Here is a 20,124-nt window from a genome sequence, read left to right on the forward strand (position 1 = left end):
CCTATGTATTAGCCAACAAATAACATATCGTGGTTTGGATTATCAAAGAATTCCAAGACCTTGCCGCCACCGCGGGTAACGCAAGTTAATGGTTCTTCTGCAACTACCACAGGCAAGCCTGTTTCTTGTGCCAAAAGCTTGTCTAGGTTACGCAATAACGCACCTCCACCGGTGAGCACAATTCCACGCTCTGCAATATCGGAAGAAAGTTCTGGTGGAGTTTGTTCCAGTGCAGATTTTACTGCCGATACAATGCTTTGTAACGGATCAGAAATAGCTTGGGTAATTTCATCAGAAGTTACAGTAATGGCACGTGGCACACCTTCTGCCAAGTTACGACCACGTACTTCAATTTCCAGTGGTTTAGCACCTTCATCTGGCAATGCCATGCCAACTTCTTTCTTAATAGTTTCTGCTGTGGTTTCACCAATCACACAACCATGTGCCTTACGCACGTAGTTAATGATTTGCTCATCAAATACATCACCACCAATACGCAATGAATCTGAATAAACACAACCTTGTAATGAAATAATCGCGATTTCTGTCGTGCCACCGCCAACATCTACCACCATTGAACCACAGGCTTGCTCGACTGGCATACCTGCGCCAATTGCTGCTGCCATTGGCTCTTCAATTAAACGTACATCACGTGCGCCTGCGTTAAACACGGCTTCACGAATCGCACGGCGCTCTACCAAAGTAGATTTGCATGGTACACACACCACTACACGCGGTGCAGGTGGGAATAAACGTTTTTCATGCACTTTGCCAATAAATTGGTTCAGCATGGTTTCAGTCACTTCAAAATCAGCGATGACACCATCTTTCATTGGGCGAATTGCAGAAATGTTTGCAGGGGTACGACCCAACATTTGTTTGGCATCAAGACCGACTGCGGCAACAATTTTCTGTGAACCGCTGTGACGAATTGCCACAACTGTCGGTTCATTTAATATAATGCCTCGTCCTGGCGCATAAATAAGTGTATTTGCTGTACCTAAATCAATGGCTAGGTCTGGCGAAAACAAGCCAATTAGTCGTTTTAGAATCACGGAGTCGTTCTCGATTAAACTTTATGTGGACGCAAGTTGGCAACTTTAACTAAATGTGGTGCGTTGAACAAGTCAATCGCTTATTATAACGCACGATATTTTGAAATTTTTTATTAATACTGATTTTAGGTGATGTTATGTCTACCTCGGATGCTCAGCATTCTGCAGATTTAAATGCACAAACAGTTTCAGCAATTGCCCATCTTGCTCGTCTTAAACTCAATGATACGCAATCTGCTGAGTATGCTCAAAGTCTAAATAAAATTTTAGGCATGATGGAAAGCTTAAAAGGCATAAATACCGATGACGTTGAGCCTTTAAAAAGCCCATTTGACCACCCTCAACCATTACGTGAAGACGTCGTAACCGAACAGAATCATCGTGAGCAATATCAAGCTGTTGCCCCTGCAGTTCAGGATGGCTTGTACCTTGTTCCACGTGTGATTGAATAATTTATTCGGCTGTTACATTTTGACTTCATAAAAAGGTAAAAGAATTTTTCTCATGACAGATTTACATCGCTTATCGATTCGTGAAATCTCTGAGGGTTTAGCGGCAGCCAAATTCTCCTCTCGCGAACTAACAGAACATTATTTAAAACGTATTGCCAAAATTGATCCGCAAGTGCGCTCTTATGTCACCGTGACCAATGAAGTAGCACTGGCACAGGCGGATGCAGCCGATGCATTACGTCAGGCGGGTCAAGCGACAGCACTGACAGGTATTCCTGTTGCACATAAAGATATTTTTTGTACCCAAGGCATTAAAACCTCTGCGGGTTCAAAAATGCTGGACAATTTTATCTCGCCTTATGACGCAACTGTGGTGGCACAAGGTAAAAATGCAGGTTTGGTCACTTTGGGTAAAGTGAACATGGACGAATTCGCAATGGGTTCAACCTCTGAAAGTTCGTTCTATGGCGCGACCAAAAACCCATGGGCACTTGACCATGTACCGGGTGGTTCGTCAGGTGGTTCTGCTGCTGTCGTGGCGGCTGACCTTGCACCATTTGCTACAGGTACAGATACAGGTGGTTCAATCCGTCAGCCTGCGTCTTTCTGTGGTTTGACTGGTCTCAAACCAACTTACGGACGTGTTTCACGTTACGGCATCATCGCTTATGCATCATCTTTAGATCAGGCAGGCCCAATGGCACGCTCTGCAGAAGACTGCGCATATTTAATGAATGTAATGGCAGGTCATGACGCCAAAGACTCAACCTCTATGGATAAAGCGGTTGAAGATTATGTGGCGAACCTGAATGCAACAACGCTCAAAGGCTTACGCATTGGTATTCCGAAACAATACTTCAATGTGGCTGGTTTAGATGCTGCGGTGAAAGCACGTGTTGAAGAATCACTAAAAAAATTAGAAGAATTGGGCGCAGTATTGGTTGAGATTGATCTCAACATGACTGAAAGCTACGTGCCAACTTACTATCTGATTGCCCCTGCAGAAGCATCATCTAACCTTTCTCGTTACGATGGTGTGCGTTATGGCTACCGTGCAGAAAATCCTCAAGATATTTTAGACCTCTACAAACGCTCGCGTTCTGAAGGTTTTGGTGCAGAAGTGCAACGTCGTATCTTGATTGGTACGTATGCTCTTTCTGCGGGTTATTACGATGCTTACTACGTGAAAGCACAAAAAGTCCGTCGTTTAATTCAGCAAGACTTCTTAAAAGCCTTTGAACAGGTCGATGTGATTGCAGCACCAACTGCACCAACAACTGCCTACAAAATTGGCGCGTCTTTAGACCCTGTTGAAATGTATTTGGGTGATATTTACACCATCGCGGTGAACTTAGCGGGCTTACCTGCAATTAGTGCGCCTGTTGGTTTTGACCAAGATCACTTGCCTGTAGGTTTACAATTGATTGGCAATTACTGGTCTGAATCACAACTGTTATCTGTGGTACATCAGTATCAACAAGCGACCGATTGGCATACTCAACGCGCTGCAATTGCTGAGGAGAACGCATAATGGCGAAGAATACTGCTAAACCCAAATCAAACCTGATTGATGGCTGGGAAGTCGTAATTGGTATTGAGATTCACACTCAGCTTGCAACCAATTCTAAAATTTTCTCGGGCTCATCAACCGAATTTGGTCAAGACCCAAATACGCAAGCCAGCCTTGTTGATTTAGCTATGCCGGGCGTCTTGCCTGTGTTGAATAAAGAAGTGGTGGATTTGGCAATCCGTTTTGGCTTGGGTATTGATGCCTACATCGACCAAGCCTCTGTATTTGCACGTAAAAACTACTTCTACCCGGATTCTCCAAAAGGCTACCAGATCAGCCAGATGGATAACCCGATTGTAGGCTTGGGTCATATCGACATCCAACTTGAAGATGGCACAACCAAACGCATTGGCGTAACCCGTGCACACCTTGAGGAAGATGCAGGTAAATCGATTCACGACCAATTTGAAGGCATGTCAGGTATTGACTTAAACCGTGCAGGCACACCTTTATTGGAAATCGTATCTGAACCAGATATGCGTTCGGTTGAAGAAGCCGTAGCTTATATTAAAGCGATTCATACACTGGTACGTTGGTTAGGTATTTCTGACGGTAACATGGCTGAAGGTTCATTCCGTGCCGACTGTAACGTGTCATTACGCCGTCCGGGACAACCTTTCGGTACACGTTGTGAATTGAAAAACCTGAACTCATTCCGTTTCATTGAACAGGCAATCAATGTTGAAATTGAACGTCAAATGGAAATCTTGGAATGGGATGGCACCATTGATCAGGAAACACGTTTGTTTGACCCTGTGAAGATGGAAACGCGTTCAATGCGTTCGAAGGAAGAAGCGAACGATTACCGCTACTTCCCTGATCCAGATTTGTTGCCTGTGGTTATTCCAGATGCGCAAATTGAAGCAATTAAAGCCACTATGCCTGAATTGCCTGCGGCACGTCGTGCACGTTTTGTAGCAGACTTTGCTGTGACTGAATACGATGCTCACGTTTTAACGCTTACTCGTGAAATGTCTGAATTTTACGAAGCTGTGGTTGCTGCAGCAGGTGGTGCGGCACACGGTAAAATTGCAGCAAACTGGGTGATGGGTGAATTCTCAGGTGCACTCAATAAAGCAGGTTTAGATTTGGCAGACTCACCTGTATCTGCGGAAAAACTTGGCGGTATGATCGCACGTATTGTAGACAACACCATTAGCGGTAAGATTGCAAAACAAGTGTTCGGCTTTATGTGGGATGAAGGCAAAACTGCAGACGAAATTATTGCGGAAAAAGGCTTGAAACAGGAAACTGATACAGGTGCGATTGAAGCAATTATTAAGGAAGTGCTTGCTGCCAACGAAAAAATGGTTGAAGAATATAAGTCTGGTAAAGACAAAGCCTTCAACGGTTTAGTCGGTCAAGTGATGAAAGCATCTAAGGGTAAAGCCAACCCTGCTCAAGTGAATGAATTAATGAAGAAATTGATTGGATAATTTATTCGATAATTAATTGATTTTATGTTATAAAAACCTCGCTTAATGCGGGGTTTTTTATATTTAAATCTTGTGCTATCACAGATAAAATGAGGGGGATAACAAAATGAAAAGAGCAATAAGCCTGATATTGAGTTGCGTTGTATTCACAGGATGTGCTACTTCATCCAAGAACCTTACAGCATCATACGTATCACCATTACAGTATCAGCAATATAGCTGTGATCAGCTAGGACAAGAGGCTAGCAACATTCAAAACAGAGTAGCTGAAATTGGCGGTTCAGTAGATTCTCGTGCAACACGTGACAAATGGGTAACAGGTGCAGGATTAGTACTTTTTTGGCCAGCACTCTTCTTTATTGGAGGAAATAAAGCTCAGGAAGCAGAGTTCTCAAGATTGAAAGGAGAATACGAAGCTGTGCAAAAGATGGCTGTACAGAAGAATTGTTTAACATCTCCAGCATCGAAGTAACTCTATTTAATAGAAGCTTATTTACATTAATAAGCTTCTATCAATTATAACTATAACCATCTGCAATTTTTCCCAAAACTATGTGCTTTCAATATTGGTTGGCATGAACAACCTACTCGGGAAATTTATAGCTATATCCAACCTAAAGGCTATTTATTACGTGGCGAAGCAGTGAATAAAGAATTTGAGAAGTTATATCCAAATCTTATTTAATTTTATCTCCCATTCCCACAGCGAGAGGAAATATCACACCCTCAATCGAATATTAAAATTACCAACAAACCTTCTATTAAAAACCGAGGTCTTTACAAACATTTTCCTTATCTAAACCCTTGAGTAGTACACGATATTCTTTGGTTTCAGCATCAATTTTCTTTGGATTAAAATGTCGATTGGCTTGGTTTAAAGCAATAACATCTTGATAGTACTTACGAACATCTACACACAAAATACGGATTTGTTCGCGCTCATCGCCCCTGAGTCTGGCTCGAGTCATCTTTTCCTCTATAGCACGATTAGAATCTAGCCCCAAATAATAACGCTCTGTCACATAATCATGCGCAGTGGCTTGTTTCTGGCTTTTGGCAGAAACATTAAAACTAAATAAAGCCAATGCGCTGAATCCTGAAATTTTAATTGTGCTATGCAGCAAATGTTTTAACTTCATAACTGTGGATGCTCCGTCGATAGTCGATTCCAAAACCAATGAATACGGCCTTGTGTATCAAGCAAAGTATGTGTCTTAATCTGCTCATGCATGACATTGCTGCCCCAACAGGCATTTGCACTATTTCGGTTGTTATGCAGATATATTTTTTCAGTCGTATCATCAATTTTTTGTGGCGGAATATAGACCGCATAGCCTGCTGGAATCCATAAATCTGCCACAACTAAAGTTTGTTGTTTGCTGTCATATATCCCAACAGAAATCACCAAGTCCAAATAAGGGTCGCAAGAGACAAACAAATGCGGAAAATTATGCCCTTCTAAATCTGTGCAAATTGTAGGAAATAAAGTCCGATCTTGCCCTGAAGGTGCTGTGTCTAAATATGGATTGGCATAGGCTGCAAATTTTCCGTATTTGTATTCACAATAACTGACGATGTCGTACTGATTTTCAATCTTGATACTTTTGCCTTGTCCAATCAAATGCATACCAAAAGCTGCTGCCAATTCTGGTGTGATTTTGAAAGGTTGATAAACAATTGATTGTGTAACCTCAGGAAAATCAAGTTCTGTGATCACCCCCCATTTGGTTTTTTTCTGATTTTTTGCTCGAACCCGAATGGGTGCTAAACAACTTAAATCAGCTGCTGTCACAGCTTCTCTCTTAAGCAAAGTTCTCTGAATTCTTTTATTCAGTGCGGTGAAATGTGGCTTGCCCCGTTCATTAAAAAAATACGGTGTCGCGCTTAAATCCACCGTAATTTCATCGACCATCTCATTCAACAGCATGCGTGAAAAATAAGTCCCCGTATCTACACGCTGATCTGTGTTTTCTTTTTTCATTTTGCTTTCTTTTAAATGACTCAATTCATTTGAAAACCCAGCTTATAAAGCTAGGAGTTGGTTATTTCATTTGATTTAACATATTTTTTGCGCCTGCATGATTATAATTTTTGGCTAAATTCTGCAAAATGCGCTTGGCTTGCACTTCTGCGTTTGGAAAACGACTGCGATAACTCGACACACTGGTTAAACAACGTGCCACCAACATGCCAGATTCTGTATAAATACGCGTACCCTCTGCGCCCTGTAACTTGCCATAGTTATAAGCACGTTGCGCATTATTACAGGCATTAATTTGATTACGCCCACTGTTTAAATCACGACGTGCCGCCACATATAAACGTGTCTGTTGCTGTTGTGGTGTCTCAACCACGCGTGGTGGAGCTGTTTTTACTGGCGCAACTACAGGCTCTTTTTTCTCTTCAGGTTTTTCTTTCATTTCAGCAACTTTGGTTGCATTTGTTGTTTTTGGATTACTTTGAGCTGCTTTAGGTGCAGCCTTTGCAGGTGTAGAAACCGCGCGGTAAAAACGTCGTGCTTCATCTTCAGACATTATTTTAGTGACCAAACTCACTACTCGCGCTTCACCACGCTGTTCCAACTGGCGCTCTGCCACAGGTTCAATAGATACAATCCAACTTTCGCCCTGATTACCTACACAGCGGTATGCCCCAATCCCCTGTTTTACATCTCGATAAGTATTGAGTAATTTTTTAGACCACGCATTTTTGACTAAACTCATTGAGCTTTTATAGGCCAGCGTTAAGCGTCCATTTTGTGACTGACAATAGCTGCCCATATATTTACGTGGAATCATAGATTCAGCAGGCTGATCTTTGCGCTGTGGTCCCCAATAGTAGACATATTCTTTGGCAGCACCACTGGGCTGATTTAAATTTTTCTGAACAATCAGTTCTTGGGGAGATGCAAAATGCTTAACCGAATTTGGGCTAAATTGATCAACTGTTGTGCAACCAAATAAGAGGCTGCCAATCCCACCCATCAAAAGTATTTTTTTGCAGGTCACGTCTCAATTCTCAATTGTTTTTATATGAATGAAAATATATGAATTGGCTGAAAATAACAAATCCAACACATTGTTTTTATGGTCGATTAATCTTGAATTAAATTGAGCCAAGTTGAATATTTTGAGCAAAAAATATAGTCCATCACAATTTTTTATAATTTTGTGCAGCAACACCTGTATTATTTTTATACATTTGTTCAGATAAGTTCGCAGCATTTCTGCGGCTTATCTGAACATGTCTAGAGCTACATCATTATTGATCTAAGGTCGACTCAAAAGCCTTTAAACGCTTATAGATAGATAAAAGCTCAATAATTGTTGGCCAAGATGCAATCAGATACTGAAATGATTCACGTACTTTGCCAAATACGTTGGAAATTTGCATCATCAAACCTAAAGTAATTGCACCTGCGGCAATACTTGGGAATAACACAAATAAACCGTAAATATTGTCCAATTGCATGTACCAAATGCGTACCATGTTAAAATAGGCATAGTGGAAATATAAACGGAAATAGTTAAAACGTACTTTGCTAAACAATTCTTTTAAACTGAGTGGGTCAGCACGTTCGGCATGATCTTCACCATAAACCAATTCTTTACGATAAGCCGCCTCAACTTTCTGGTTATTAAATTCCAGACCTGGTAACTTCGCACCCACCACAATTAACACCAATGTACCAAATACCGCCCACCCCACTGCAGCCCAAACCAGCGCATAAGGAATTTCCCCCACTATAGGCAATGCTTTGACATGCACAGACAAGCTGAATAAAACAGGTAAAAAGGCCAATAAAGTCATAAAGGCTTCTACCAGATTGACTCCTAAAGTTTCCATGGTTCTAGCAAAACGCATGGTGTCTTCTTGAATACGTTGTGATGCCCCTTCAATATGACGTAATTTTTCCCAGTGTGCCGTGTAAAAATTATTCATGGCTGTACGCCAACGGAATACATAGTGACTGACAAAAAATAGATTAAAGACCATTAAGGTCACAGCCACCATCGCCACATACAAAAAGGTCAAAACACCTGCATAGAGTTCATTGACATCGCCCCCGCCACTGCTCAGCATTTTTTGAATCAGATCATAGAATGGGTTGTACCAAGCATTCACCACCACATTGACTTGAACGCCAAACCAAATATTGAACAAAATAAAGGCTGAACCCCATACAGACCAGCGCTGCCATGGATGATTTGCTTTAATTTTCCAGAAAATAGCAAACAGCGTCGTTGCCACAAAAAACCACAGATAAAACCATAAAAAAGCAGGTGACCAAAAACGGCTAACACCGATGGGTAATTCGGCCTCTGCATATCCTTCAGGAAAGCCGATCCAACTTCCCCATGCACTACCGCCCGAATACCATAAGGCGAGGTTGATGCTAAACCAGAGCAACAGTGAAATAAAAAACCATTTTGGATTTGGAAAAAATGACTTAAACATGCAGACAAAATGCCTTTATTTTTTAATTTGGAATGTAAAACCCAGTGCCTTCACCACTTAAAAAAGCGTGAATGGATACTTTAACTTTTATACTTTATACGCTGTTTTTTCAGCAATAATTTTATTTTTATACTGAAAACTGTAAATTTCATCAATCGGCTATATTTTACTGCGCTGTTCATTTGCCATTCATCTAAGAAATTACATCAAATTTCAATTTCTTATATTTTTAAAATGTCAAATTATGAAGTATTGGGCAAATTTATTGCGATTTTTTGACCAACAATTCAAGTACAAAATATTTAAACCCGACACAAATTTACGATTTTGTGTAGATTATTCATCAATTTACTATATAATACAGTTGATTAAAAATAACTCATTTAGGGTGCGGTATGGAATCTCCAACAGAAAACATTGCTATTGAGCTACTTGAACCTATTGTTCTACGTAAAGAAAACTGCGCACCAATTGAATTCGAGCAAGGTACAATTTTAAAAGTTTTATTGGTTAATCCTAACTCCTACTTGGTTACCGTAGACAACGAATTTAACTTTACTGTCTCTTTAGAAGATGAAAATAAGGTGTGGCGTAAACTTTAATTACTGAGTCGCCACAAACTTTAATGATTGAATGTACGCAAAGCACATTCAATCATTAGATAAAGCTTGATAAATACGCTACTGCTTTCATGGCTTATAAAAACTAAACTTTCATTACACCTATCAATCACAGCATCCTTTTAATTTTTCAGAAGTCCACTTCGGGTATGGCTCTCTGAAAATGTTGCCTAAGATTCAGTTTTCAATCCTCTGTATATCATTGTAGATTTTGCAACAATCTCATCAAAATCACCTTTATATTGGGCAAAATGAGATAAAAATTAGCTTTAAATTTTCATCTTATTTTCTCTATAAAAATCAATAAAATATACCAATTGATCAAACCAAAACAACAACAGCAATGACTTTAAATTCACTTTTACAACTAAGCAAAACCAAAATTAATCAAAAATTATGATAAGATCATGCTTCTTGTAAAACACATTTTTTTATAAAGATGAGTTGCTTAAGCAATTTTTACTGTCTTTAGTGTGTTTTATTTTTTCTATTTTTTTAATTCACATCCTATTTTGACAAGATCTACTTGATCTCTAAATTTAGGATTGTATTTGCTTATTTTTATAATGCGGATATTTAAAATCCTGAATTGTGTCACTCAAAATTGGAGAAGTAATTAAGAACTCAAAAACTAATGGAGATAGCAATGGATCGAATTGCAATTATTGGCGCTGGCCCAAGCGGCATGGCCCAATTAAGAGCGTTTCAGTCAGCAAAGGCCAAAGGTCTACAAGTTCCTGAAATTGTATGTTTCGAAAAACAAAATGATTGGGGTGGACTCTGGAACTATACTTGGCGCACAGGTATAGATGAACATGGCGAACCTGTCCACGGCAGTATGTACCGTTATTTATGGTCAAATGGCCCTAAAGAAGCGCTAGAATTTGCCGATTATACTTTTGATGAACACTTCAAAAAACCAATCGCGTCTTATCCGCCACGCGCAGTGTTGTGGGATTATATTCAAGGTCGTGCAGAAAAAGCACAGGTGAAAGACTTAGTCCGCTTTAATACCGCCGTTCAGCATATTCATTATGATGATGCGACGCAAAAATTTACGGTTGATGTCGAAGATTACGCACAGCAACGTCATTATTCAGAACAGTTTGATTATGTTGTGGTGGCCTCTGGGCACTTTTCTACCCCGCGTGTCCCTGTTTATGAAGGCTTTGATCAATTCCATGGTCGTATTTTACACGCGCATGATTTCCGTGATGCACTGGAATTTAAAGGTAAATCAGTGCTGTTGGTGGGCAGCAGCTACTCTGCCGAAGACATTGGTTCGCAATGTTATAAATACGGCGCCAAACAAATTTACAGTTGCTATCGCAGTAAAGCCATGGGCTTTAAGTGGCCCAAAAACTGGTCTGAAAAACCACAATTACTGCGTGTAGATGAAAATACTGCTTATTTTGGTGATGGAACATCGGCCAAAATTGATGCCATTATTTTATGTACGGGCTATTTACACCACTTCCCGTTTATTGAAGATGGCTTGCGCCTCAGAACGCATAACTGCCTTTATCCACTAGGTTTATATCAAGGTGTGGTTTGGGAAAAGAATCCTCGTTTGTTCTATTTAGGCATGCAAGATCAATGGTACACCTTCAATATGTTCGATGCGCAGGCATGGTTTGTCCGTGATGTGATTTTGGGCAAAATTGCGTTGCCAAGCATAGACGAAATGCAAAGCCATACCCAAACCTTGCATGAAAAAGAACAACGCTTAATGAGCGATGAACAATCTGCACGTTTTCAAGGGGATTACATCAAACGCCTGATTGCGCAGACCGACTATCCATCTTTCAATATTGATGCAGTACACGATATTTTCATGCAATGGAAAAAGCATAAAAAAGAAAATATTATGGGCTTTAGAGATAAAGTTTATCGCTCAGTGATGACAGGAAAAATGGCTAAACCGCATCACACACCATGGCTTTATGCACTAGATGATTCTTTGGAAAGTTATCTAGAAGATGAAGCTCAACGTGAGGCAATGTAAGGCGTAATCTAAAAGATCAAAGTAACGAAAAAACAGCTACAAGCCTCAAAAGTTTTGCTGATGAGGCTTGTGGTTTAAAGATTTATTTCAACTTAGCGTTATTTTAGAAATAGCGCTGATTATAAGTCTGACTTAGCACGTTTTAAGGCTTGTTGCCAACGCGCTAAATGTTCTGCACGCTCTGCTTCATTCATTTGGGGTTCAAATACCCGATCTAACTGCCAAGATGCTGAAATTTCAGATAAGTCAGAAAATACACCCGCCTTTAAACCTGCCATAGCTGCTGCTCCCCAAGCGGTTGATTCCAACATTTTAGGACGTAACACAGGCACATTTAAAATATCGGCTTGGAATTGCATCAACATATCATTTTGACTAGCACCACCATCGACTCGAAGCTCTTTCAGTGGATGATCTAAATCGGATTGCATCGCAGTGAGTACATCCGACACCTGAAATGCAATGGATTCCAAGGCAGCACGGGCAATATGTGCCTTGTTGGTGCCACGTGACATTCCACATAAAAGCGCTCGCGCTTCACTGTCCCAATGTGGCGCACCAAGCCCTGTAAATGCAGGAACTAGCACTACACCATCGCTAGAAGTTACACTATTGGCAAGTTGTTCCACATCGCTGCTTTTTTGGATAATACCCAAACCATCGCGCAGCCATTGCACTACAGCACCTGCCATAAAAACACTGCCTTCAAGGGCAAAATGGGTTTGATTTTGACATTGCCACGCCAAAGTAGTGAGTAACTTATTTTGGCTAAATTGCACCTGATTGCCTGTATTAAACAACATAAAACAGCCTGTGCCGTAGGTATTTTTTGCTGTACCAACTTCAAAGCACGATTGCCCAAACAACGCCGCCTGCTGATCGCCTAAAATACCTGTAATTGGGATATTCGCCCCCAATAAACCCGTTGCGGTATCTGCAATATAGCTGTCGGATGCAATAATTTTAGGTAAAACTGATGCGGGAATTTGAAATAATTCCAGCAATTCTTCATCCCAAGTTTGGTGATGTAAATTCATCAACATCGTTCTTGAAGCATTACTCGCTTCAATGACATGCTCTGCGCCTTGGGTCAAATTCCAGATTAACCAACTGTCGATGGTGCCAAAAGCCACATGCCCCTGCTGTGCCAATGCTTTTAATCCATCGACATGCTCAAGCAGCCACACCAGTTTGCCTGCACTAAAATACGGATCTATACGCAGACCTGTTTTTTCCTGAATCAATTGCATCTGATTATTTTGAATCAAGTGATGACACCAATCAGCCGCACGACGATCTTGCCAAATTATTGCAGGCGCTAATGGTTTGCCTGTGCATTTATCCCACACCACTGTGGTTTCACGTTGATTGGTCACACCAATTGCGCGAATGTCTTTAGCCAAAATACCTGCAGTCGCCAGAGCCTGTTGCACCACAGCAATTTGATTTGACCAGATTTCTTGAGCATCTTGCTCCACCCAACCTGAATGTGGGGTCTGAATATGGGTTTCTCGTTGTGCCGTTGCCTGAACTTGTCCGTGTTCATTGAAGATGATAGCGCGACTAGAGGTTGTGCCTTGATCGAGTGCTAGTAAATAACTCATATTTTTTATTGTGTTTGACTTGAAAAATAAAATATTAGCGCAATTATGTAACTAAGCGCATCGAAATGTGTAATTGTGCAGAAAATACATCGTAATTTTTGCCAGCTATGCTATGATTGCGCTGTGATATGGGGGTGTTATTGGCTTCGACGCTGATGATGAAGCTCATAGATGCATGCCGAGAGCGCATTTTCTCTCGTAAATCAAATTTGCATTAAAATAGTCGCAAACGACGAATCTTACGCTCTAGCTGCCTAAGGGCCGCTTGTCCGCTTCACTGAATACTTGTGGTCAGTGAACCCGACTGAAGCGCACGCACACAAGTCCGTATAGAGTTGAGCCTCGGGACTTTATACCAAACTTAGAGGATCGCACTTTAAACCCTGTTCGTCGGGTCTTAGAGTGTTAAAACAATAGACGATATCTAAGCATGTAGTATTCTCGAGTGTAGTGTTGGCGGACGCGGGTTCAACTCCCGCCACCTCCACCAAATTCTTAAATTCATATGAAGTTACATAACTAAATATGACTAAAAAAGCCTTAAACATCAGTGTTTAAGGCTTTTTCTATGGGTTTTGCGTCCAATGCTATCCAGAACAAATTGACCCAAATTTGAATAAATTGGGTCAAAATTGCGTCAATTTGACCCACAACTTTTAGATCTATAATGACCTGAAGCGAAGTACATCTCTCAAACAACCCTTGTCATAAATTTGTAATGTTTGTTGCTTATAAATTCTTAGAAATTTCAACTTTATATTTTAAGGTTCAGGAATGTCAGCAAACATCAGCTTAAAGTATCTAAATTCATTGATCAGTGATGCTCAGACTAAAGGCAATAAAATTGAGAAAATATTATTGGGCTATAAGGCTTATTATTTTTTCATGTCAGATAGTGATTTCCATAAGGCAGTGACTAGCTCTGCACTCTCGCCAAGCAAACGTAAATATAAAGACCATAAAATTAAAGTGACCCAAGACGACTATCAAATTGAGGTAAAACTTCACGAAAAATGATCAGGATTGCTCACTTTTGCACAATACAGGTTCAAATCCACTTTTAGGATTTAAGCCTTTTTATTGGACGGTTTATTCATCTCCAAACATTTTTCGCTTTCATCCCCCAAACCGAATAACTCTCCCGCACAATAACAAAATAGATTATATTCTCCTTAATTGATAAAAAATTATGCGGAGTACACATGCAGGTATTTCCCTTAGGCAAGCGAACGATTTCCGTGATTGTGGTCATTGTAGCTTTGGTTTTATTGTTAATTTACGTAGTCTTACGCACAGGCCCATTTGCCCCTGTCAACGTCACCCTCACGCAAGCCAAATATCAATCCATTCAACCTAGCCTGTTTGGCATAGCTACCGTTGAAGCGCGTTATAACTATAAAATTGGCCCAACTGCAGCAGGTCGCTTAAAAAACTTAAAAGTAGATATTGGCGATAACGTACAAGCAGGACAACTGTTAGGCGAAATGGATCCTGTCGATTTGGAAGATCGTTTATTGGCTCAACGTGCGATAATCCAAAAAATTACCGCTCAGCAACAAGACACTCAAATCCGTCAAAATTTTGCGCAGCAACAAGTCAAGCGTTATCAACAACTGGCCAAAATCAATGCCACCAGCCAAGAATCTTTAGCCATTAAACAACAAGAGCTCGATTTGGCAACGGCGGCACTCAGCGCGATGCAACAAGAACTCAATAAAGCACGCGCAGACTTAAACACCTTACAAGCACAGCGCGATAATTTAAATTTAGTGGCCACAGCCGCAGGTGTCGTCACTGCACGTTATGCAGAACCGGGTTCAACAGTCGTGGCAGGTCAAACAGTACTAGAAATTGTCGATCCTAACTCCATTTGGATGAATGCCCGTTTCGATCAATCCAGTGCGATTGGTTTAGCTGCAGGTTTACCTGCTCAAATTCATTTACGTTCACGGCAAAATAATGCTTTGGCAGGTCATGTGTTATGGGTAGAACCCCGTGCCGATGCCATTACCGAAGAAATTTTAGCCAAGGTGGTTTTTAATCAACCACCAACGCCTCTTCCGCCTTTGGGTGAGTTAGCAGAAGTCACCATCAGCCTCGCACCATTGGCACGCAGTTTAACCATTCCCAATGCGGCAGTTCACCGTATCGATAACCAAGTGGGGGTGTGGAAAGTTGCAGCAGAAAAACCACAATTTGTTGAAGTTCAATTGGGACGTTCAAATTTAGCGGGCGATGTGCAAGTGCTCGCAGGCTTATCTGAAAATGATCAAGTGGTACTGTATAGCGAAAAACCACTGCATGCCAAAAACCGTTTACGGGTTGTGAAGCAACTTGCAGGAGCAGCTAAATGATTAGTCTAGCAGGTCGTGATATTTTCCATTCATGGGGTAAATTTGTATTTACTGGCTTTGGACTCGGCTTGCTGATTGGTGTGACCTTAATTATGGCTGGTGTGTATCGCGGCATGGTAGATGATGCCAAAGCCCTGCTGAATAACAGTGGTGCTGACCTATGGGTTGTACAGCAAGATACGCTTGGTCCTTATGCAGAACCTTCAAGTGTACGTGATGATTTATATCGTAGTGTGATGAATATGCCTGGGGTGGCGCATGCTTCAAATATTACTTATTTGACCATGCAAGTGCATCATCAAGACAAAGATATTCGCTCGATGGTGGTCGGGATTCAAACAGGTGAACATGCGTGGAATAACTTGGGTTGGCCACCACACTTGTTGGCAGGACGTCAATTGACTCGTGGACACTATGAAGCTGTAGCCGACATTAGTACGGGATTAAAGTTGGGTGATCGTATTAAAATCCGTCGTAACACCTTTACCGTGGTGGGTTTAACCCGACGTATGGTGTCTTCGGGTGGTGATCCGATGATTTTTATTCCGCTGAAAGATGCACAACAAGCGCAATTCCAAAAGGACAATGCTGCCATTTTACAAGACCGTAGACGAACTGCAGAAAACCCGATTTATAATCGCCCTGCTTATCCTGACTTGCTTGAAAGCGTACTCAATGCACAAAGCAGCAACCGTTATGTGAATGCTATTTTAGTCCGTTTAAATGCAGGTGCTTCAGCTGAAGAAACAGCAGCACATATTCAGCGTTGGCAACAACTAACAGTCTATACCCGCCCGCAGATGGAACACATTTTAATCAGCAAAATGATTGCCACATCCGCCAAACAAATTGCCATGTTTTTGGTGATTTTGGCCTTGGTCAGCGCCGCGATTGTGGCATTTATTATTTATACCCTGACTATGGACAAAATTCGTGAAATTGCGGTCTTAAAATTAATTGGCACACGCAATCGCACAATCGCTTGGATGATCTTGCAACAAGCACTCGCGCTTGGATTAATTGGGTTTGCTGTTGGTAAAATCAGTTCAACCTTTGCCGCACCATATTTCCCGAAATATGTCTTATTGGTTCCGCAAGATTCTATTTTTGGATTTATTGCGGTGATGCTGATTTGCATGTTAGCCAGTTTGGTTGCAATTCGGATGGCACTGCGCATTGACCCTGCCGAAGCAATTGGGGGATAGCATGACACACGGCATTTTAATTGAAGGTTTAAAAAAGCGTTTTGGACAAGGTGACAATGCCTTTTATGCCTTAAAAGATGTCAAAATGCAGGTTGCACCCGGTGAAGTGGTTGGGCTGATTGGCCCCTCAGGTTCGGGTAAAAGCACCTTGCTCAAATGTTTAGGTGCCGTGATTGATCCTACCGAAGGACGCATGACTTTGGGCGATGAGGTGATTTTTGATCAACGTTGGTTAGTCAAAGACTTAAGTGCCTTACGCCGCGATAAAATTGGTTTTATGTTCCAAACCCCGTACTTAATTCCTTTTTTAAATGTTTTGGATAATGTAGCGCTGCTGCCGATGTTAGCAGGCGTAGCCAATGACATTGCCCGCGCCCGCGCATTGGAAATTTTAACGGCGCTCGATGTGCAGCATCGGGTACATGCCATGCCTGGGCAATTGTCTGGTGGTGAACAACAGCGTGTCGCCATTGCACGTGGTTTGATTAATCAACCGCCTGTGATTTTAGCCGATGAACCCACTGCACCATTGGATAGTGTACGCGCGATGACCGTGATTCGCTTATTACACGAAATGGCAGAAAAATTTCAAACTGCAATTATTGTAGTCACACATGACGATAAAATCATCCCTACCTTTAAACGCTTGTACCACATTCGAGATGGTGTGACTTATGAAGAACAAGGCGAAGGACGTCCTTTTAAGTAGGCTCTAAAGTTTTCAGCGCTGGAAACTGATGTTTTAGCTCAATATCAAAAGCAATAAAATATCTGCATTTCAAGTTACATGCGACACAATGCTAAAAAACGGTTGATGTGGTATTCTGATAGCATCAGAAATGCAAAAATATAATACTTACTAGCTTCATACTGTTCTTGGAATTTAATCAAAATACGCATATATTGATTAAATAGAGCAATTTATTCTTAATCCAAGAATTGACGCGCTAACCATGAAACTTAATCACCTAGAGGTTTTAGATATGTCAACTAGAAACCGAACCAATGAAAGTGAAATCGCTACAGCTGCAGCTGACGTTTTGCGTGAACGCTTCATTGCAGTAGCTCACAGTGATCGAGTACTTTATGTGGAAAATGATGCCTTAGTCAGCAAAACCCCGAATGGCAAACCAGTTTTAATCAAACAGTTATCTGGTCGGAACCCTGATCTAGCCCGCCAGTTTAATGGTCGCAGAACCTTTAAAATTAGAAAACGTAACATAGAGGCTACTGCAGAATAATTTATGTTGCCAAAAACACCTCGAATCAGAATGTTTGCGGGTCCAAATGGATCGGGCAAAAGTACGATGATTAATGGTTTAGATAGCCGTTTATCTAAATTGTTTTTGAATGCTGACAACCTTGAGCGCGATCTTAAAGCCACACCCATTCTTGATCTAAGTCAATTTGATATACGCATTAATGCAAACATATTGGTTGATTATCTTACTCAAGCAAGTCGACCACTAAAAAATGCAGATGGTACTCTAAGCAAAAGTCCTCTCCTCTCAGTAGATCCTGTGATTGATGGAAGCTTAATCGACTTAAGCGGGAACACGATTGATTCCTACCTCGCAGCCCGAATTCTTGATGTCATCCGTAAAGAGTTACTTACGCTTAAGGTTGGATTTACATTTGAAACCGTAATGTCTCATGAGAGTAAAATCGAGTTTTTGCGAGATGCTAAAACGCAAGGCTATCGTACCTATTTATACTTTGTGACGACTGAGGACCCTGATATTAATGTGGACCGAGTTAAACAACGTGTGAAAAATGGTGGTCATCCAGTCGAAGAAATTAAAATCCGTGAACGCTATTTCCGCACTATGCACATGTTGATTGATGCGATTGAAGTATCTGACCGAGCGTATTTATTTGATAACTCAAGTAATGCGACCAAGAATATGGCTTCTTATATCTGTGAAGTGACTAACGGAGATACATTGATCATTAATCCAGATTTTAAAGGAGAGTTTCCGATCTGGTTTGAAAAATATGTACTTGTTCATTTGGTTGATGAAGAATAAAAAAACCGCGCTTGAATCATTCAAACGCGGTTTTTTAAATATTCACAGGTCAGTAAACTGAACCCATCGGCATCTTACTCAGCCAACATTTTACTCAGTATTCATAGCCATTGTTGATTGACCATTGCTGCAATTTGCCATAATAGATTTCATCACTGAACAGCAGGTCTGCTTTAGAGGCAGCATTACTTTCTTCGGTTGGGCAGAAACCATCATCACAATCGGCATCGACAACCCAGCAACCACGCACAAATAATACTTTATTGCCTTCTTGCTCCAGTTGTTTCTGAACGCGATCAATCGCTTCATGTAAGTCATCTGCGCCTAAATATGCGGTCAAATACGCATAAGAGCCTGTTTCATCGGATGCTTTACGGAACTCGACACCCACACAAAATAAATGTTTTTTCATTCTTGGCTCCTTGTCATCTTATACAGCTAAACTAATCTTTAATTTGGTCTAGGTCTAGTGCTTTTTCTTACACTTAACAATACGTTACCTATTCACAATACTGCAGTTCAAAGTAAAAACATAGTATCCAAATATTAGACTTAAGCCATAATCGCTGTATAAATGAGGTAGAACGCAACACCAATGACTGTTGTAGCAAATACCTTTTGTACAGTATTGCTATTCATGCGATGTACCAAAGTACGTCCAAGTAACATCCCGACAATACACGCCAGAACAAAGGTGATGGTGACTGCCATTGGGTACTGAAAGCCATCTAAAACGTGTGCTGAAATACTCACGCCACCAATCAGGAAAATAATCATCAAAGAGGTTGCGACGATACTGCGCATATCCAAATCGGTAAATTTACGCAATAACGGCACAATAATAAAACCACCGCCCACACCCAACAAACCCGTCAGCAAGCCTGCAATTACACCAACACCACCAAGCAAAGACGCCGTTTTAACATTCCAAATTAAGCGTCCTGTGTTTTGGTTTACCTTACACGGTGGATTAATTTGGTCGTTGACTTTATTAAAGAAAATACGATACGCCACAATAAACATGACCAGACTGAACGCCAGTGTTAACCAAATGGGCGGGACAATACCTGCCAAATGCACCCCATAACGTGCAGATGGAATACTGATTAAGGCAATCCACAATGCAGCACGATAACGCACAATACGTTTGAACAAGCCTTCAACTGTGCCAACCAAAGCCGCCAAAGTGACTGCCAATAAACCGACAGGTGCAGCCTGCGCCACAGTCCAGCCCTGACTTGCCATAAGTGCAGGAACGGCAAGAATACCGCCCCCTGCCCCAGTTAAACCCAGCAAAGTACCAATCGCCAAGCCTTCTAGGATTAACATCCACATGCG

The 20,124-nt window shown here is 41.2% G+C and carries 20 protein-coding genes and 1 other RNA gene; 13 read left to right on the forward strand and 8 right to left on the reverse strand.

What is annotated here, in order from left to right:
- Positions 1-8 precede the first annotated feature (8 nt).
- Positions 9-1,055 carry a rod shape-determining protein gene (locus VF675_RS00690; protein ID WP_004975408.1) on the reverse strand — a complete coding sequence of 349 codons (1,047 nt, stop codon included), beginning with the start codon at positions 1,053-1,055 and terminating at the stop codon, positions 9-11.
- Positions 1,056-1,192: 137 nt separating this feature from the next.
- On the opposite strand from VF675_RS00690, the gene gatC reads away from it, so the two are divergent.
- The 4 genes from gatC (at position 1,193) to VF675_RS00710 (ending at position 4,985) form a co-directional block, all read left to right on the forward strand.
- The gene (gatC, locus tag VF675_RS00695) at positions 1,193-1,507 is read left to right on the forward strand and encodes an Asp-tRNA(Asn)/Glu-tRNA(Gln) amidotransferase subunit GatC (RefSeq protein ID WP_004975405.1); all 315 of its coding nucleotides are present in this window, start codon (positions 1,193-1,195) and stop codon (positions 1,505-1,507) included.
- Positions 1,508-1,559: 52 nt separating this feature from the next.
- Positions 1,560-3,038 (forward strand): Asp-tRNA(Asn)/Glu-tRNA(Gln) amidotransferase subunit GatA, encoded by a 1,479-nt coding sequence (gatA, locus tag VF675_RS00700; protein WP_004975402.1) that lies wholly within the window; start codon positions 1,560-1,562, stop codon positions 3,036-3,038.
- Entirely contained in the window at positions 3,038-4,513 is a 1,476-nt protein-coding gene (gene gatB, locus VF675_RS00705; RefSeq protein WP_440204603.1) for an Asp-tRNA(Asn)/Glu-tRNA(Gln) amidotransferase subunit GatB, read from the forward strand. Before gatA ends, gatB begins: the two co-directional genes overlap by 1 nt.
- Before the next feature lie 106 nt (positions 4,514-4,619).
- Positions 4,620-4,985, forward strand: coding sequence for a hypothetical protein (locus tag VF675_RS00710; RefSeq protein WP_154320432.1), 366 nt, complete (start codon positions 4,620-4,622; stop codon positions 4,983-4,985).
- 289 nt (positions 4,986-5,274) lie between these two features.
- Here the strand turns inward: VF675_RS00710 and VF675_RS00715 are convergent, their stop codons facing one another.
- The 4 genes from VF675_RS00715 to sbmA all read right to left on the reverse strand — a co-directional run bounded on the left by VF675_RS00715 (position 5,275) and on the right by sbmA (position 8,971).
- Positions 5,275-5,652, reverse strand: a complete 378-nt coding sequence (locus VF675_RS00715) for a hypothetical protein (RefSeq protein ID WP_440204604.1) — start codon at positions 5,650-5,652, stop codon at positions 5,275-5,277.
- Positions 5,649-6,494: a hypothetical protein gene (locus VF675_RS00720; RefSeq protein WP_440204605.1), complete on the reverse strand. Its 846-nt coding sequence runs from the start codon at positions 6,492-6,494 to the stop codon at positions 5,649-5,651. The genes VF675_RS00715 and VF675_RS00720 overlap by 4 nt, the downstream gene beginning before the upstream one ends.
- A gap of 61 nt (positions 6,495-6,555) precedes the next feature.
- A complete protein-coding gene (locus VF675_RS00725) occupies positions 6,556-7,521 on the reverse strand; it encodes a hypothetical protein (protein WP_440204606.1) in 966 nt (321 codons plus the stop codon).
- Positions 7,522-7,774: 253 nt separating this feature from the next.
- Positions 7,775-8,971 (reverse strand): peptide antibiotic transporter SbmA, encoded by a 1,197-nt coding sequence (sbmA, locus tag VF675_RS00730; RefSeq protein WP_440204607.1) that lies wholly within the window; start codon positions 8,969-8,971, stop codon positions 7,775-7,777.
- Positions 8,972-9,366: 395 nt separating this feature from the next.
- Between sbmA and VF675_RS00735 the strand changes: the two genes are divergently transcribed.
- Positions 9,367-9,573 carry a hypothetical protein gene (locus VF675_RS00735; protein WP_180168894.1) on the forward strand — a complete coding sequence of 69 codons (207 nt, stop codon included), beginning with the start codon at positions 9,367-9,369 and terminating at the stop codon, positions 9,571-9,573.
- 664 nt (positions 9,574-10,237) lie between these two features.
- On the forward strand, positions 10,238-11,596 hold the full coding sequence (locus VF675_RS00740) for an NAD(P)-binding domain-containing protein (RefSeq protein ID WP_104852384.1): 1,359 nt from the start codon (positions 10,238-10,240) through the stop codon (positions 11,594-11,596).
- A 119-nt stretch (positions 11,597-11,715) separates the two neighbouring features.
- On the opposite strand, the gene glpK is transcribed toward VF675_RS00740, so the two are convergent.
- The gene (glpK, locus tag VF675_RS00745; protein WP_179989628.1) at positions 11,716-13,200 is read right to left on the reverse strand and encodes a glycerol kinase GlpK; all 1,485 of its coding nucleotides are present in this window, start codon (positions 13,198-13,200) and stop codon (positions 11,716-11,718) included.
- 130 nt (positions 13,201-13,330) lie between these two features.
- Between glpK and ssrA the strand changes: the two genes are divergently transcribed.
- The 7 genes from ssrA (at position 13,331) to VF675_RS00780 (ending at position 18,786) form a co-directional block, all read left to right on the forward strand.
- Positions 13,331-13,690: a transfer-messenger RNA gene (ssrA, locus tag VF675_RS00750) on the forward strand.
- A gap of 284 nt (positions 13,691-13,974) precedes the next feature.
- Positions 13,975-14,217: a hypothetical protein gene (locus VF675_RS00755; RefSeq protein ID WP_004975383.1), complete on the forward strand. Its 243-nt coding sequence runs from the start codon at positions 13,975-13,977 to the stop codon at positions 14,215-14,217.
- Positions 14,218-14,402: 185 nt separating this feature from the next.
- Positions 14,403-15,554 (forward strand): efflux RND transporter periplasmic adaptor subunit, encoded by a 1,152-nt coding sequence (locus VF675_RS00760; RefSeq protein WP_019383618.1) that lies wholly within the window; start codon positions 14,403-14,405, stop codon positions 15,552-15,554.
- Positions 15,551-16,759, forward strand: a complete 1,209-nt coding sequence (locus tag VF675_RS00765; protein WP_179994111.1) for an ABC transporter permease — start codon at positions 15,551-15,553, stop codon at positions 16,757-16,759. Before VF675_RS00760 ends, VF675_RS00765 begins: the two co-directional genes overlap by 4 nt.
- A gap of 1 nt (position 16,760) precedes the next feature.
- Positions 16,761-17,468 (forward strand): ABC transporter ATP-binding protein, encoded by a 708-nt coding sequence (locus VF675_RS00770; protein WP_096902281.1) that lies wholly within the window; start codon positions 16,761-16,763, stop codon positions 17,466-17,468.
- A gap of 274 nt (positions 17,469-17,742) precedes the next feature.
- Positions 17,743-18,000 carry a hypothetical protein gene (locus tag VF675_RS00775; protein WP_004975373.1) on the forward strand — a complete coding sequence of 86 codons (258 nt, stop codon included), beginning with the start codon at positions 17,743-17,745 and terminating at the stop codon, positions 17,998-18,000.
- A 3-nt stretch (positions 18,001-18,003) separates the two neighbouring features.
- Complete coding sequence (locus VF675_RS00780) at positions 18,004-18,786, forward strand: hypothetical protein (RefSeq protein WP_225543583.1); 783 nt, start codon at positions 18,004-18,006, stop codon at positions 18,784-18,786.
- A 94-nt stretch (positions 18,787-18,880) separates the two neighbouring features.
- Here VF675_RS00780 and VF675_RS00785 read toward each other — a convergent pair whose 3' ends face one another.
- Entirely contained in the window at positions 18,881-19,198 is a 318-nt protein-coding gene (locus VF675_RS00785; protein WP_104852389.1) for a hypothetical protein, read from the reverse strand.
- A gap of 140 nt (positions 19,199-19,338) precedes the next feature.
- Positions 19,339-20,121, reverse strand: a complete 783-nt coding sequence (locus VF675_RS00790; RefSeq protein ID WP_154320426.1) for a sulfite exporter TauE/SafE family protein — start codon at positions 20,119-20,121, stop codon at positions 19,339-19,341.
- Positions 20,122-20,124: the final 3 nt, after the last annotated feature.

Source organism: Acinetobacter sp. Lyrl_1, assembly GCF_051948795.1.
GTDB lineage: Bacteria > Pseudomonadota > Gammaproteobacteria > Pseudomonadales > Moraxellaceae > Acinetobacter > Acinetobacter towneri.

Coding starts and splice junctions, on each gene's coding strand:
- VF675_RS00765 (WP_179994111.1), top strand. CDS start 15,551: ATGATTAGTCTAGCAGGTCGTGATATTTTCCATTCATGGGGTAAATTT.
- glpK (WP_179989628.1), bottom strand. CDS start 13,200: ATGAGTTATTTACTAGCACTCGATCAAGGCACAACCTCTAGTCGCGCT.
- VF675_RS00760 (WP_019383618.1), top strand. CDS start 14,403: ATGCAGGTATTTCCCTTAGGCAAGCGAACGATTTCCGTGATTGTGGTC.
- VF675_RS00740 (WP_104852384.1), top strand. CDS start 10,238: ATGGATCGAATTGCAATTATTGGCGCTGGCCCAAGCGGCATGGCCCAA.
- gatB (WP_440204603.1), top strand. CDS start 3,038: ATGGCGAAGAATACTGCTAAACCCAAATCAAACCTGATTGATGGCTGG.
- VF675_RS00780 (WP_225543583.1), top strand. CDS start 18,004: ATGTTGCCAAAAACACCTCGAATCAGAATGTTTGCGGGTCCAAATGGA.
- sbmA (WP_440204607.1), bottom strand. CDS start 8,971: ATGTTTAAGTCATTTTTTCCAAATCCAAAATGGTTTTTTATTTCACTG.
- VF675_RS00785 (WP_104852389.1), bottom strand. CDS start 19,198: ATGAAAAAACATTTATTTTGTGTGGGTGTCGAGTTCCGTAAAGCATCC.
- VF675_RS00720 (WP_440204605.1), bottom strand. CDS start 6,494: ATGAAAAAAGAAAACACAGATCAGCGTGTAGATACGGGGACTTATTTT.
- VF675_RS00755 (WP_004975383.1), top strand. CDS start 13,975: ATGTCAGCAAACATCAGCTTAAAGTATCTAAATTCATTGATCAGTGAT.
- VF675_RS00775 (WP_004975373.1), top strand. CDS start 17,743: ATGTCAACTAGAAACCGAACCAATGAAAGTGAAATCGCTACAGCTGCA.
- VF675_RS00735 (WP_180168894.1), top strand. CDS start 9,367: ATGGAATCTCCAACAGAAAACATTGCTATTGAGCTACTTGAACCTATT.
- gatC (WP_004975405.1), top strand. CDS start 1,193: ATGTCTACCTCGGATGCTCAGCATTCTGCAGATTTAAATGCACAAACA.
- VF675_RS00790 (WP_154320426.1), bottom strand. CDS start 20,121: ATGTGGATGTTAATCCTAGAAGGCTTGGCGATTGGTACTTTGCTGGGT.
- gatA (WP_004975402.1), top strand. CDS start 1,560: ATGACAGATTTACATCGCTTATCGATTCGTGAAATCTCTGAGGGTTTA.
- VF675_RS00770 (WP_096902281.1), top strand. CDS start 16,761: ATGACACACGGCATTTTAATTGAAGGTTTAAAAAAGCGTTTTGGACAA.
- VF675_RS00710 (WP_154320432.1), top strand. CDS start 4,620: ATGAAAAGAGCAATAAGCCTGATATTGAGTTGCGTTGTATTCACAGGA.
- VF675_RS00715 (WP_440204604.1), bottom strand. CDS start 5,652: ATGAAGTTAAAACATTTGCTGCATAGCACAATTAAAATTTCAGGATTC.